The sequence below is a fragment of the Streptomyces sp. MMG1121 genome, assembly GCF_001280015.1.
Taxonomy (GTDB): domain Bacteria; phylum Actinomycetota; class Actinomycetes; order Streptomycetales; family Streptomycetaceae; genus Streptomyces.
Genome location: NZ_LGDV01000238.1, coordinates 203,018 through 217,255 on the forward strand (window position 1 = coordinate 203,018; position 14,238 = coordinate 217,255).

11 protein-coding genes and 2 pseudogenes are annotated in these 14,238 nt (G+C 68.2%); 9 read left to right on the top strand and 4 right to left on the bottom strand.

Annotated features, from left to right (window positions below; all coding sequences use genetic code 11):
• Positions 1–11 precede the first annotated feature (11 nt).
• Entirely contained in the window at positions 12–1,019 is a 1,008-nt protein-coding gene (locus ADK64_RS37310) for a zinc-binding dehydrogenase (RefSeq protein WP_053666507.1), read from the top strand.
• 121 nt (positions 1,020–1,140) lie between these two features.
• Here the strand turns inward: ADK64_RS37310 and ADK64_RS48555 are convergent, their stop codons facing one another.
• The 3 genes from ADK64_RS48555 to ADK64_RS37325 form a co-directional block, all read right to left on the bottom strand.
• Complete coding sequence (locus tag ADK64_RS48555) at positions 1,141–1,788, bottom strand: hemerythrin domain-containing protein (RefSeq protein WP_078993087.1); 648 nt, start codon at positions 1,786–1,788, stop codon at positions 1,141–1,143.
• A 1,108-nt stretch (positions 1,789–2,896) separates the two neighbouring features.
• Positions 2,897–4,441, bottom strand: coding sequence for an FMN-binding glutamate synthase family protein (locus tag ADK64_RS37320; RefSeq protein WP_053666509.1), 1,545 nt, complete (start codon positions 4,439–4,441; stop codon positions 2,897–2,899).
• 426 nt (positions 4,442–4,867) lie between these two features.
• Entirely contained in the window at positions 4,868–5,353 is a 486-nt protein-coding gene (locus ADK64_RS37325; RefSeq protein WP_053666510.1) for a hypothetical protein, read from the bottom strand.
• 226 nt (positions 5,354–5,579) lie between these two features.
• Between ADK64_RS37325 and ADK64_RS37330 the strand changes: the two genes are divergently transcribed.
• The 8 genes and pseudogenes from ADK64_RS37330 to ADK64_RS37365 all read left to right on the top strand — a co-directional run bounded on the left by ADK64_RS37330 (position 5,580) and on the right by ADK64_RS37365 (position 12,728).
• A complete protein-coding gene (locus tag ADK64_RS37330; protein ID WP_159046437.1) occupies positions 5,580–6,785 on the top strand; it encodes an aromatic acid exporter family protein in 1,206 nt (401 codons plus the stop codon).
• Between the two features lie 713 nt (positions 6,786–7,498).
• Positions 7,499–7,696, top strand: a pseudogene (locus ADK64_RS37335) (ATP-binding protein); the annotation flags it as partial.
• Between the two features lie 198 nt (positions 7,697–7,894).
• Positions 7,895–8,578, top strand: coding sequence for a DUF4232 domain-containing protein (locus tag ADK64_RS37340; protein ID WP_053666512.1), 684 nt, complete (start codon positions 7,895–7,897; stop codon positions 8,576–8,578).
• Between the two features lie 294 nt (positions 8,579–8,872).
• The gene (locus ADK64_RS37345; protein ID WP_053666513.1) at positions 8,873–9,502 is read left to right on the top strand and encodes a hypothetical protein; all 630 of its coding nucleotides are present in this window, start codon (positions 8,873–8,875) and stop codon (positions 9,500–9,502) included.
• Between the two features lie 149 nt (positions 9,503–9,651).
• Positions 9,652–9,900, top strand: a pseudogene (locus ADK64_RS37350) (IS5/IS1182 family transposase); the annotation flags it as partial.
• Positions 9,901–10,093: 193 nt separating this feature from the next.
• Positions 10,094–10,414: a hypothetical protein gene (locus tag ADK64_RS37355; protein ID WP_234384878.1), complete on the top strand. Its 321-nt coding sequence runs from the start codon at positions 10,094–10,096 to the stop codon at positions 10,412–10,414.
• A gap of 180 nt (positions 10,415–10,594) precedes the next feature.
• Positions 10,595–10,861, top strand: a complete 267-nt coding sequence (locus ADK64_RS37360; RefSeq protein WP_159046438.1) for a hypothetical protein — start codon at positions 10,595–10,597, stop codon at positions 10,859–10,861.
• A gap of 241 nt (positions 10,862–11,102) precedes the next feature.
• Positions 11,103–12,728: a phospholipase D-like domain-containing protein gene (locus ADK64_RS37365; RefSeq protein WP_053666516.1), complete on the top strand. Its 1,626-nt coding sequence runs from the start codon at positions 11,103–11,105 to the stop codon at positions 12,726–12,728.
• 355 nt (positions 12,729–13,083) lie between these two features.
• Here the strand turns inward: ADK64_RS37365 and ADK64_RS37370 are convergent, their stop codons facing one another.
• A complete protein-coding gene (locus tag ADK64_RS37370) occupies positions 13,084–14,136 on the bottom strand; it encodes an aldo/keto reductase (RefSeq protein WP_053666517.1) in 1,053 nt (350 codons plus the stop codon).
• Between the last annotated feature and the right edge of the window lie 102 nt (positions 14,137–14,238).

Below are 14,238 nucleotides of genomic sequence, written 5' to 3' on the forward strand. Positions count from 1 at the left end.
GGAGGAACATCGTGAACCGTCGTGTCGTCTACACCCGTGGCGGGGCTCCCAGGGACGTCCTGGCCGTCATCGAGGAGCCGGAGCCAGCGCCCGAGCGCGGCCAGGTCCTCGTCCGCACCACGGCCTTCCCGGTACACCCCGGTGATCTCCTCGCCATCGAGGCATCCCCGGAGGAGGCTGCGGAGCCGGTGACACCCGGCGTGGAGGCCACCGGTGTGGTGGAGGCAATCGGCCCGGACACGCGCGTGGCGCCGGGTGTCGAGGTCGGCGCGCGCGTAACGGTCTTCCCGCAGCCGGGAACGTGGGCCCAGTGGATCGCGGCGGATGCCGAGGCGGTCGTCGCCGTTCCGCGGGAGATGTCGGACGAGGTCGCCGCGCAGATGCTGGCGAACCCCCTCACCGCGGTGATGCTACGCCGTGAGGCGCAGGAGCACCTGGCCTTCGGCTACGACGGTTGTCTGGTACAGACCGCCGCAGGATCGTCGGTCGGACGGCTGGTGACGGGCGTGTCCCGGTTCCACGACTTCGCCCTCATCAACATCGTCCGCAGCGAGCGCGGTGCCGCCGAGCTGCGCAAGCGGTTCCCGGACGTACCGGTGGTGTCGACGGAACATCCGGACTGGGCCGACGAGGTCCGCGAGGCAGCCGGCGGCCGTCCACTGAGTGTCGCCTTCGACCCGATCGGCGGGAAGATGGCCGGGAGCCTTGTGGACCTCCTGGCACCAGGCGGGAAGCTGGTCAGCTACGGCCTGATCGCCGAGGAACCGATCTCGGTGCATGCATCGACGTTGCTGGGCAAGTCCCTGACGCTGCGGGGCAAGAACATCATCAGCGGGTGGCCGTCTGAGGCGTCTCCCGAGAGGCGGGCGTCCGACATCGCCACCGCGAAACAGATCGCGCTGGCGCTCCATGAGCAGTTCGACGTGGCCGCCACGTACGGCCTCGGCGAGCTAGCCGACGCCGTGGCGCACGCGGTACGGCCCGGCAAAGACGGCACCGTCCTCATCCGCCCGTGGTAGCAGTCGAGGGCGACCGGAACCCGGATTTCCGGGCCCCGGCACGCTCCTGCCGCGCTCCGGCGCGCAGCGGACACCTCCGGGCCGAGGAATGGGTCGGCCCGGAGACGGCGCTGGTGGATGATCAGGCGTAGTCGGGCGCCGGGGCCGTGGCGTTGAGCGCCGTCACGATCGTCTCCTCCTCGTATCTGAAGTGGGACTCCAGCTGGTTCGCCAGCCGCTCCAGGTCGGCGCGCAGCCGTACGGGGTCGATGACACCTGGGACGACACTGTCGACGAGCTGCTGGATGCCCTCCTGCATCCGCGCCACCACCTTGTGCTCCTCGCCGAGTTGCACCAGCGCCGGGGCGAATGCGGGGAACTGCTTGGCCAGCGTCGGGAACATGGCCATGTCCTCGCCGCCGTGATGTTTCTTCAGCGCCCCACAGAAGTTGAGGCAGTGGGTGCGCATCGCTGGGCGAGGTCCGGCGGCGTCCGCTCGATCCTGTCCGCGCCGCCCTTGATCACCTGGTCCACCTGGGCGCGGAGCGTCGGCAGCGTCAGCCTCGCCCCGTGCAACGACATCCTGGCCGAACGCTGGAGCGTGGTGAACCCCTGGCCCCCTGAACCCCCTGAACCCGTGAACCCCACCGGGCCCGCCCGGGCCGCCGTGCAGCCGGTCCAGGCGGCCCGGCCCGATGCCCCCGGGGGCCCGGCTCCCGCGAGCGCGAGCGCACGTTCGCCAGACGCGGACGGTCGAGGGGCAGACGGTCGATGGACAGGTCCGGCGCATCGCCTGGGGCGGGTCCCGGCTGACGGCGTACGGCTTCGAACGGCTCGGCTTGAGCGGCTCGGGTGGCCTGAGCACTGTCCCAGTACTCCGCTCCGGACCGCGTGGGATTGGCCCCTGGTGCGGCGAGCCGGTACCGGATGCGGCTGTCCGGCCGCCGGTGGACCGTAGGGGCTGGCATGATGGTCCTCATGCCAGCCACCCGAAAGGCCGATGCCGCGTAAGCGGCCCGGCGCGCTGCGCGCCCAACAGACGCCCCGTGTCGCGTGGAGCCTGCCTCCTGAGCGGATCCATGGGCTCTCTGTCCGAACCAGCGTCGCGATAGACCGAGTTGAGCGGCTTGCAGACGACTACTACATCTACCCCGGCGCCACCGACCGTGCGCTGCGGCGGTATCGAGTGTTTCTTCAACCGTCGGGACGTCGGCCCGTGTATCCGCAGGATGCGGAGTGTTCCTGCCGTGGCTGTGCCTTCGACGACGTGCGGCACTCACGCGACGTGCTTGAGGAGGTCGTACGGCGGTTGCCTCCCAGGTCCCGCACCGAACTCGAACGCCAAGTGCGCGTCCTGGATGCCAGGTACGTCGAGCGCACGTTGCCTGATCCCTTCGCCACTCGTCGGCAGTGGCGTTCCGACCTCTGGTGGAGGCGCCGTCTGGCCGGCGGTCGGGAGGCTGGATGAGGAACCCGGACCGAGGTGAAGTGGTCACCACCGTGGCTCGTGAGATCACGGCGTCGCAGCCGTCCTGGACGAGCGCGTTCACCGGACAGAGCCCACGCTGCTCCGGCCAGCCTGACGGCCCTGCACGGGTTGCACGAGTCAGGGGCGTGCCTCCCGGCCGGCTTGGTCACAGGCCGGGAGGTTCTTCGTACGGTGGATCGACGCCGGCGACGTCGGAGTCACCCTGGCCCGGACGCCGGCAAGGGCGAACACCGCGCCGCCTCCTTCAGCCCGGCCGGGAAGAGGGCATTCGATGAGCGGCTGCCCGACAGCGACCCGAACTCCGCGAGTTCTCCGGCAGGTTGCAGGGCGAACGTGACACACCCGACGGCGCCGCGCGCGTGCTCCGCGCAGGGGAGGCCCGAGCGCTGTGCCTGTCACTGTCGGTGCGTCAGACGGCCGGCTTCGGGACGTCGGCCGGCTGGGTGGCGAGCAGTGCCGTGATCTCCTTGGCGAGGTGTGGGCCGAGTTCGCCCCAGCCGTCCTTGTAGCCGTAGACGCCGGCGAGAGTGCGGGCCTCGTAGTCGCCGTTCATGATCTCGACGTCGTTGGCCGTGATGAGGGCCGGGTGGGCGACGCCGACGGCCGACGAGACCTTCATCAGCTCCCTGCGCAGGGTGCGCAGGTAGACAGCGGCCCGGGTGGCCTTCGAGGCCGGGTCGAGGCCGCGGGCCAGCCACGGGTTCTGGGTGGCGATGCCGGTGGGGCACTTGTCGGTATGGCACTTCTGCGACTGGATGCAGCCGATCGACAGCATCGCCTCACGGGCCACGTTGATCATGTCGGCACCCAGGGCGAAGGCGACCGCGGCGTTCTCGGGCAGGCCGAGCTTGCCGGAGCCGATGAAGGTCAACTCGTCGGTCAGCCCCAGCTCTGCGAAGGTGCCGTAGACCCGGGAGAAGCCCATCCGGAACGGCAGCGACACCGAGTCGGCGAAGATCCGGGGCGCCGCTCCGGTGCCGCCCTCGCTGCCGTCGATCGTCACGAAGTCGACACCACGGTCACCACGTGCCATCAGCGTGGCCAGCTCCTGCCAGAAGCCCATCTCTCCGACCGCGCTCTTGACTCCGACCGGCAGACCGGTCTCGGTGGCGATCAGTTCGACGAAGTCGAGCATCGAGTCGACGTCGCTGAACGCGGTGTGCCGCGACGGTGAGGCGCAGTCCTTACCGGCCGGTATGCCGCGGATCTGGGCGATCTCCGGGGTCACCTTCGTGCCCGGCAGCATTCCGCCCAGCCCCGGCTTGGCGCCCTGGGAGAGCTTGATCTCGATTGCTTTGACGGGGGCGCCCGCGACCACGTCCTTGAGCTTGTCGATGTTGAAGCTGCCGTCCTCGTTGCGACAGCCGAAGTACGCCGTACCGATCTGGAGGACGAGGTCGCCGCCGTTGCGGTGGTACGGCGACAGGCCGCCCTCGCCCGTGTTGTGCATCGTGCCCGCCAGCGCCGCCCCCTTGTTGAGCGCAGTGATGGCCGCGCCGGAGAGCGATCCGAAGCTCATCGCCGAGATGTTCACGACGCTCGCCGGCCGGAACGCCCTGGTACGCCCGCGCGGCCCGCCCAGCACCTTGGCCGAGGGCAGTGGCGCCTGCGGGTCGTGCGCGTCGGGCAGTGTGCCGGCGAACGTGCGCTGCTTCAGGTAGGCGTGCCCCTGCACGTGCTCGACGTCGACTTCGGTTCCGAACCCGAAGTAGTTGTTCTCCTCCTTCGCCGACGCATAGATCCACGACCGCTGGTCACGGCTGAACGGCCGCTCCTCCTCGTTGGACGTCACGATGTACTGCCGCAACTCCGGCCCGATCGTCTCCAACAGGTAGCGGGCGTGCCCGATCACCGGGTAGTTCCGGAGCAATGCGTGCCTCTTCTGGATGAGGTCACGGGCAGCCAGAAGCGCCACTGCCGTTGCGGCGGCCGTGCCGATCCTCCGAGCGTGCATGAACGTTCCTCCTCGGTACACGGTTCCATCGCCATACGTGGAGCCGTTGTGTCGCGTTGGGCGTTGGACGGCGGGCACGGCCAAGCAGGCATCAGCGTCCGTCGAAGAATGCGAAATGATATTAAGAGGCCGCGCGGACAGGCATGTGGCCAGGGGGCTGGTCCGGGTTCGGCCTCGCGCCGACGGGCGGGGGCGGGCCAGGGAAGCCGGTGCGAACATGCTCGGGTCGGTGTCGTCGGCGAGGTGTCTTCCCCGTACTCGTGTGAGTGCGCCACCAAACACGGGATATGTGCACCAATCAGACCACGTCGGTGTCCCGTTCGATGACCTGGAGACGGTTCTCGAGCCGGTGGCTGCTGGCGTCGGCGGAGGGACGACCTCGCCGACGCAGGGGCGGACGCACCTCAGCGTGCCGCAGGCGAGCACTCAGCGGCGGGTACTCTGCCCCGAGCGGTCCGAGTGCGTGTGCATGCTACGGCGCCAGTCGTTCACGAAGTGCCGGTGACCGGGTTCGCCGGGGTGGACGAACGTCGCCAACTGATCCTCGATCCAGGGGTCGAATGCCAGCAGTTGGCCTTCCACCCAAGGGTCGAAGCGGACACTCGCCATCCGGTATGTGCCGGTGTGGACGTGGCCGTCGCCGGACAGGCCGCGGTAGTCCTGATGCGAGCTGCCGTAGCCCTGGACACCGCGGCCATGGAGCCGGTGACCGTACACATGGCCGCAGCGGTCGTGATGTGCGCCGTGGAGGCCGGTGGTCTTCGCGTCCGCGGTCAGGACGGCCTGGGCACGGGTGGGCCCGGCGTCCTGCGCAGTGGCCGCAGCCGCGGAGCCGGCGGCGGCGAGGAGAGCGCCTGCGGCGAGTGCCGCGGAAGCGCTCACGGTCGCGGTGCGTCGCATGAGCTTCTTCATGATCTTTCCTCCTTGCACTGTCCGCCGCTCCGTGTCTGCCGGCGGCGGACGCCCCGCTGTCTTGGCCCTGGCAAAGCTACGCACATATTCATAGTTGAACAATAAACTTTGCGCGTGAAGCAAATCACCCAAATGGCCCGGAATAGACAGGGCAATAAGTCGCGCCGACTTTCGGGGCGCCCGCACCCTTTCCTCGCCCGTCCGCCCGATAGCAAGGTTGACGGGCGTGAGGCGCGCCATACCGCAAAAGGGACAAACATGCCAGCATCCGGTCATGCAAGTTTCAACCATCTGGCCGTTGCGCGCCCTCGTGACTACAACCGGAGCGGGATGCGCCCGCCCCGCCGGCCGCACCGGCCGCAGGCGAGCCGGCCATGCGGTGCACGGCGTGAAGAGCCTGACGGCGGCGCTGCTGGCCTGGGGGGTGGTGGCTCCGTGGTCCCCCGGGGGCCGCCCGTATCTAGCTGTCGCCACGGCACTGATCATGGCCAATGCCCCCACGGTGTATCGCTCCGTGACACAGGCGCTCCACAGCGTGGTCGCCAGGTTGGCCGGCCTGACCCTCGCCCTGGTGACCGCCTGGCTGTTGGGATCGACCGCGGGAAGTGTCGCGGCCATTGCTGTGATCGCAGTGGTGGTCGGGCCTCGTCGCGCCGTTGACGATCGTCTTCAGATCGCCTCGACCGCGCTCATCGCCCTGGCCGCCACGACAGCGGCACCGGTGGGCGGTCTGGTGGCCCCTGCGGTCCAGACCCTGACGGGTGCCGTGGTGGGCATCGTCGTGAACGCCCTCGTGCTGCCACCGCTCTACCTCGACGAATCCGACTCTGCGGTGCGCAGCCTCGCCCGGGCGATGGGAACGCTGCTGCGCGAGATGGGTGCCGGACTGGGCGAGCGCCAGCTGGCGGCGAGGGCGCACACATGGCTGCACCAGGCGCGCGATCTGGAGAAAGAGCTGGTGGGCGCGGAGGAGCAGGTACGGCAGGCGGACGAGAGCCTGCGTTGGAACACCCGGTGCACCGCACACGCACGGCGCAAGGACGTGACCCATGGCGAGGCGTTCAGAACCCTGCGCGGAGTGTTTCTCCAGGTACGCGGAATAGCGCGGACACTGGCCGACAACGCGCACGACGACCACACCGATCACCATCTGGGCCAGCAGTTCCTGGATCAGTACGCCGAAACCCTGAGGTTGGCGGGAACGGCAGTCGAGGAGTTCGCCGAACCGCGCCCGACCACCGGCACACCGGACGCAGCCTCCCGGGAGCGACTTCGCGGAGCGATCGACGGCGCCCTGACATGGCACGAGACCATGACCGACCTCATCGGCCGAGGCACCCTCACCAAACCGGGCGCGTGGCACATCTACGGCTCCTTGATGACGGACGTGGAGAGACTGCTGCTCGACCTGGACCACGCGAACACCACCTGAGCCGGCATCGGGGAACCAGCAGTCTCCATGGTGCCCAGTCCGCGACGGCTGCCGCGCCGGCCGCGTTCACCGACGCCGACCGCGTGATCCTCGCCTGCCTGCTCCGCCGCCTCCCGAGAGACGTGGGGGTCCACGAAGAGCCGCCCGCCAGGGAATTGCTCACGCGCCCGGTGCCCGGCGCGCATGGCCAGCGCCGATTTGCCCACACCGTCCATGCCGACGTTCGCCGAGATCACCACCGTGCCGGAGGCGCTGCCCGCGGGCGCCGACCTGGCCAACGCCAGCAGTTGGTCGAGTTGCGGGCCCGGATCAGTGAACAGCCGTGTGCCATAGGGCAGTTGGCAGAACGCAGAGCGCGCCCGGGCGCGTCCGCCCCGTTTCGGACGCGACGGCCGAGCGGGCCGGGGCGGGGACGGTGCGCACCGCCGCGAGCAACTGTTCGCGGCGGCGCTGATCGCGTGCGCGGCGTTGAAGCTGTGCTGACTGCCCCGCCGGTCCACTGCTGAGCCGAAGCACGATAGTTGTCACCGGCGAAGCTGGAGGAGCCGGGCCGGAGGAGCCGGAGGACAGGGCTTCGTCGGGACAGCCTGGTTGACATCAACGAGGCATTCGGCTCGTCACGAACACCGTGGCCGGTCACCGCCACGCCGAAGCCATACCGGATTTCTGATGTGCCTGTTCCCGCGGCCCGCTCGACGCTGGCGTCGAATCTCGTGATCGTACGGCCCAACGGCACCCGTGGCCCAGGCAAGACGACGACCAGCACGCACGTGCAGCAACTGAGCGCGGCTTCAGGGGTGTTCGACGCCGAGAAGGTCGGCGAGACGCTCATGGACATCACGCCGGTGCTGTCCCCTACGGACAACTTCCAGTACTGGCCGCCGTGGTGGCCGCTCGTAGTCGAGTACGCGGCATGTCGACCGGTGCGCGGGACAAGGTCCGGATGAGCGAGCTCGGGCCAGGATGGTGACCGTGCGGTGGCGCCTTGGCGGACCGTGAGGTCAATACGTCAGTGACGGAACGAAGACAATCCGGAGAACCGCCTGTAACTGGCTGCGAGATACAAATACTTCCGACCACGTGCACCGCGCTACTTCTGGGGGAACACCGTGAAGTCCACTCGCATCACCGCTCTCGCCGCCATCGGCGTCGCCGTCACCCTCTCACTCACCGCCTGTGGCAACGGCGACTCCGGGAAGGACTCGTCCGCCAAGGACTCATCGTCCGCCTCTTCGTCCTCGCCTACGTCTTCTTCGCCCTCGGACGGTGGTTCGAAGTCGGAGGCCGGCTCGGGCTCCGGCGGCTCGGAAGCCGGCAAGGCGAAGCCGGGCTCCGGTAAGGACACCGCGGCCGGCGCCGCGAACGGCACGACGAAGACCGGCGGCAAGGTCACGTTCTGCAAGACGGCGGACCTGGCCATCGACGCCAGGGACGCCTCGCCGGACAAGACCTCCGGCAGGATCGACATCACCATGATCAACCGGGGTTCGACCACCTGCTCGGCGACGGGCTTCGCGGGCGTCGACATCAAGGACGCCGACCACACCTCGAGCCCCATCGAGCGCGGCCACGCCCAGCCGCGTATCACCACCCTGAAGCCCGGCGACGCCGCTGTCTTCGACCTCGCCTACGACATCGACAGCAGCGGCAACAGCCTTGCGTCCCCAACCAACATCCTGGTGACTCCCCCGAACGAGACCCACACCGTGAGCCTGAAGTGGCCCGCGGGCGCGGGGGCGATCAAGGGCGCCTACACCGACGTCGAGGTCTACCCGACGCACACGACCGAGTAGGAGTGCCGGTGACCGCGGTCAGCACTGGCGGCTGACCACCGTATCCGGCCGATCGGTTGTGGGCCCGCGAGGAACGATCACCCGATCCGACTGGAAGGGGGCAGAAGTCCGGACCGGACCGGGGTGGTTGTTCGGGAGACGCTCGCCCGGAAGGGCGCAGGGCGCCGGCCGACGCGAGTCACCCACACCCGATGACACCACGCCCCGCGCCACCGCGTCACCATGATCGCGTCACCGACGACAGCGGCCCCGCGACCCGGCCACAAGCCCGGCTCAGGGCGGGCTGAGTTGGTCATGGCGCACGGCATCGGTCCCGAAGAGGAGACCGAGGAGCAACTGCGTGGTGACCGCAGGCGTCCGTCGGCAAAGCCCTTGCGGGACAACAGCCGTGCCGAACAGGCCGCCCGCCCGGAGGACGGTTCCCTCTCGACCGCCATGGCGCACTACCGCCGCCTGCACGCCCCCCAAGTTCCGCAGGACGACTGGGCCATGCCGCTGCCCGACCCGATAGCAGCGACCGGCGAGGACGTCACCGCCGAAATCATGAACAGCATCCAGCAACACGCATCCGATCCTGCCACCCGCGCCGAAGTCGGCCTTGAACAAGGTCCGGCCGGGATACTGCGCATGTTCGTCGCGATGCTGGGGCGGCTCGGCTCCGTCGCCCGCTCCGGATTCGCGGCGCTGAGCGGCACCGGCGTGTTCCACCTCGGACAAGTTGCGGGGTATCTGGACGACGAGACCGTCCGCGAGAGGGCCATCGAGGCCGTACTGACCCAGGTGGCCCCGGACACCAAGGCCGTACTCCCGCACTCGCTCGGAACCGTCGTCCTACTAGGAGCTGTTCGGGGTTTGGATCATGTGGTTGAGGTGATGTGCTTCAACCACATGAGCGATCCTCGGAGATGCACTCCTGCCTCGTAACTCTCGGGAGACTTGTCGTAGCGGGTGGCGAGTCCGCGCCAGGTCTTGATCTTCTGGAAGCAGCGCTCCACGGTGTTGCGCTGCCGGTAGCGGTTGGTGTCGAAGGCAACGGGGCGGCCGCCGGCCGAGCCCTTCCTGCGGCGGTTGGCATCCCGGAAAAGAAGGACCAGGCCGCCAACCGGAAGAAGAGAGGCTCCACGGGCGGCCGGCCCGTCAGCCACGACGCCGAGCTCTACGAGAAGCGGAACACCGTCGAGCGCCTGATCAACAAGCTGAAAGCCTGGCGAGGCATCGCCACTCGCTACGACAAGACCCCTGCGAGCTACCTCGGCGGCGTCCACCTTCGCGGCGTAATGGTCTGGATCAAGGACCTGGCCAAGTGTGCCGAGGCTCGGTAGTTGTCACCGACGGCATCGCATAGGCTGCACAGAAACCGGGTCGAAGCAGCCGGACTGTCACCAGAGAGGCGCTGGAGTTGTCACACATCGCCGATCACTGGTCTTCCTGTCGCCGGGGCGCAGTGTGACTCGCGACGACCTCATCGCCATGCTCCGCGAACAGACTCCGGCATGCGGGCCTGCACGTAACGCCTTGATCGCCGGGGCTGACTTCGTCGTCTGGGACGGCCTGGTCCCGGCCAACCGGCACGCGGGCGTCTTCCGGGGTCGAATGCACCACTCCTTGAAGCGTGGCCACACGATCGATGGCCTGGCCGACAGTGTCGACATCCTTCGGCGAGCCGGGGAAGAGCCGCTTCGTACCGGATCCATCGACGCGGTGGACAGGTCATCCTGGTTCACGATCTTCCTGAACTCCACGGCGACAGTAGTGGTGGCCTGCTGCGGCGGACGCCGACCCACCACCATGGAGTCGGCCGACACCTCCGAGTCCGGCGCCCAACCTCGCAGGTGACAACAAGCCTGCCTAGGTGACGCCTATCGCGCTTTGGCTCACCAAGACCACCCCTTGATCACGACCGAATACTCGCCCTAGGCCCTGCACCGGCTCGAACAGCCGGTTCCGCTGCTGGTCACCTTCAACTCACCGCTCGGCCTGCGCTCCATCATCCGCCGACCGCTGCACCCACAGCCGTTGCGCTCACCAGGCCGCCTCAAGCGCTGGGTGGACATCGGCGACCGCGACGACTTCACCATCGCCGAGCTGCACCTGAGGGCCCTGTTCCCGGACAACGAAACCGTGCCGGAGCGCACCCGGATGGTGAAGAACCGCGACACGAACCCGCACGCACCCGTCGAGTACCCCAAGCATTGGCAGTCCGTCGCGCCGCTCGCCGAACTGCTATGGCCCGCGCCAGGGCTACGGCGGCGTCCGGCACAGGAGGGCCGCGGTGATCGCTGACGACTCCGGAGCTGCCCCGGCAGGCGCGGGGACGACAGGTCGTCGGCGATGAGGACGGACGTGACGGTCGAGCAACCGCTGCGGGTACGTCCGATGGGCGCTCACCGACACCGCCGGGGGCGATAGGCGGTTCTCGGCCAACGGCGCCGCAGAGCGGTCTGGCGGTCTCCACGTCATTGGTAGTCTCCGAAAGTTGATCTTGAAGGTGCGCCCCTTGGTGCCTGCCAGAATGCGAAAAGAAATGGTTCACCACCGTCAGCTTCGCCGTCGCTTCCGTCTCACGGGCCGCGTCGTTGCCTGTTCTCTGGTCATCGCGGGGCTGCCCGCCGCTCCGGCTCTCGCGGACTCCCCCGGTCCTTCGGGCACCCCGCACCTCGACGCGGTGGAGCAGGCGCTACGCAACGTCTCTCCCGGCCTCGAAGGCAGTGTCTGGGAGCGCACCGCGGGCAACCGGCTCGACTCTTCGACGGCCGACCCCTCGGACTGGCTTCTCCAGACCCCCGGCTGCTGGGGTGACGACAAGTGCGCCGACCGGCCCGGCACCAGGCGACTGCTCGCCAAGATGACCGAGAACATCTCCAAGGCCACGCACACCGTCGACATATCCTCCCTCGCGCCGTTCCCTGACGGGGCCTTCCAGGACGCGATCGTCGACGGTCTCCAGGCATCGGCCGCCGCGGGCAACAAGCTGAAGGTCCGCATCCTCGTCGGCGCCGCGCCGATCTACCACCTCAATGTGCTGCCGTCGAAATACCGCGACGAACTGACCGCCAAGCTCGGCAAGGCTGCCGAGAACATCGAGCTGAACGTGGCATCGATGACCACCTCGAAAACCGCGTTCTCCTGGAACCACTCCAAGCTGCTCGTCGTCGACAACCAGTCGGTCGTCACCGGCGGCATCAACGGCTGGAAGCACGACTACCTCGACACCGCCCACCCGGTGACGGACGTCGACCTCGCGCTGACCGGCCCCGCCGCGAAGTCCGCGGGCAAGTACCTGGACACGCTGTGGTCCTGGACATGCGAGAACAAGTCGAACATCGCCAGCGTCTGGTTCGCCTCGTCGAACGGTGCGGGCTGCATGCCGTCGCTGGCCGGGTACGCCGGCACCCCGAGCCCCACCGGTGACGTCCCCGCGATCGCCGTCGGCGGCCTCGGCGTCGGCATCAAGAACAGCGACCCGGCGTCGAAGTTCAGTCCGACCCTGCCCACCGCCGCCGACACCAGGTGCGTCGTCGGGCTGCACGACAACACCAACGCCGACCGCGACTACGACACCGTCAACCCCGAGGAGAGCGCTCTGCGCGCCCTCGTCGCAAGCGCCCGCGACCACATCGAGATCTCCCAGCAAGACCTCAACGCGACCTGCCCGCCACTGCCACGCTACGACATCAGGCTCTACGACGCCCTCGCCGCGAAGATGGCCGCGGGCGTGAAGGTACGCATCGTGGTCAGCGATCCCGCCAACCGGGGCGCGGTCGGCAGCGGAGGCTATTCACAGATCAAGTCCCTCTCGGAGATCAGCGACACCCTGCGCGACCGCCTCGCCCTGCTCACCGGCGACAAGGGCACCGCCCGCACGACGATGTGCTCCACCCTCCAGCTGGCCGCCTTCCGCAGCTCGGACGACGCCAAGTGGGCCGACGGCCACCCCTACGCCCAACACCACAAGCTGGTCTCGGTCGACGACGCGGCCTTCTACATCGGCTCGAAGAACCTCTACCCGTCCTGGCTCCAGGACTTCGGCTATGTGATCGAAAGCCCCGACGCTGCGACCCAGCTCAAGGCGAAGCTGCTCGCGCCGCAGTGGCAGTACTCGCAGGCGACGGCCACGTACGACTACGCACGCGGCGTCTGTCAGGGATGAATCCCGCTACGGGCAGGACCAACAGCTGAGCGGATGCTCCCCGGCCCCTGCACCACACTGTGCTCCGGGGCGGCAGCGGTCCAACACCTCGTGCAGATCAGGAGCTTGGGCGGCCAGCACGCCGATGCACTCATGGGGGGGGATCGCACCGGCGACCCCGCGTATTCGGCTGTCGCGTATTCCTCTGTGCGTGAGGTTCCCTGGTGACCGACTGTGGTCGTGCCGACAAGTTGGCGGACAGAGGGAGAGGCTGTCACCACAGCTGTCCAGGCCCCGGGCAGGCGTTGAGTGAGCCAGCCCCCCCGTCCGAGTCCGGGGCGGCCTGGCTATGCGCTTCATCTGCTTGACGTCGATGTCACGCAGCGGGCGGAGGTGCGATAACTGGTGGGTTGAGGCGAGCGAAGCCTTCCTGACGCTGGTAAGGAAAGTACGGGTAGGGAGCTGTCTTGCCGCTCACCGCATCGAGTTTCGCCGTCTGGTCGGGCGTGAGCGTCCAACCGACAGCACCGAGGTTCTGGCGAAGCTGGTTCTCGTCGCGGGCACCGATGATGACGGAGGAGACGGTCGGTCGCTGCAGCAGCCAGTTGATGGCGATCTGCGGAATGCTTTTGCCGGTCTCCTGCGCGATCTCGTCGAGGGCGTCGACCACGCGGTAGAGGTGTTCGTCCTCGACCGGCGGGCCGTAGTCCGCGGTGTCGTGCAGTCGGCTGTTGGCCGGGAGCGACTGGCCGCGGCGGACCTTGCCGGTGAGCCGTCCCCAGCCGAGCGGGCTCCAGACGAGGGCTCCAAGGCCCTGATCGAGTCCGAGGGGCATCAGCTCCCATTCGTAGTCGCGGCCGATGAGTGAGTAGTAGACCTGATGCGCGACATAGCGCGAGTGGCCGTATCTCTCCGCACTCGCGAGGGACTTCATCGCCTGCCAGCCAGAGAAGTTGGAGATGCCGAGGTAGCGGACCTTCCCAGCTCGTACGAGATCGTCGAGTGTGGACAGGACTTCCTCGATCGGCACGCCGGCGTCAAAGGCGTGCAGCTGGAACAGGTCGATGTAGTCCGTGCCCAGCCGGCGCAGGGCGTCCTCACATGCGGTGATCAGGCGCGAACGAGAGGAGCCCGCATCGCCTGGGCCGTCGCCCATCGGCAGGCCGGTCTTGGTGGACACGATCACCTGGTCCCTGCGGCCCTTGATCGCTTCGCCCAGCACCTCCTCGGAGGCTCCGTTTGAATAGACGTCGGCGGTGTCGAACATCGTGATCCCGGCGTCGAGGCAGATGTCCACGAGACGGCGTGCTTCTTGGGCATCGGTGTTGCCCCAGGCACCGAACAGCGGCCCTTGGCCGCCGAAGGTGCCGGCACCGAAGCTCAGTGCGGGGACCTTGAGGCCGGATGCGCCCAGCCGCCTGTATTCCATAGCTGTTCCTTTCGTCGCCTGACCCAACTAATGGTCCTGGAGTTCCGTTAGTGTGTACCTCAACGTAGCAGGTGTAAGTGATTAATGGAACTGGAGTCCCGT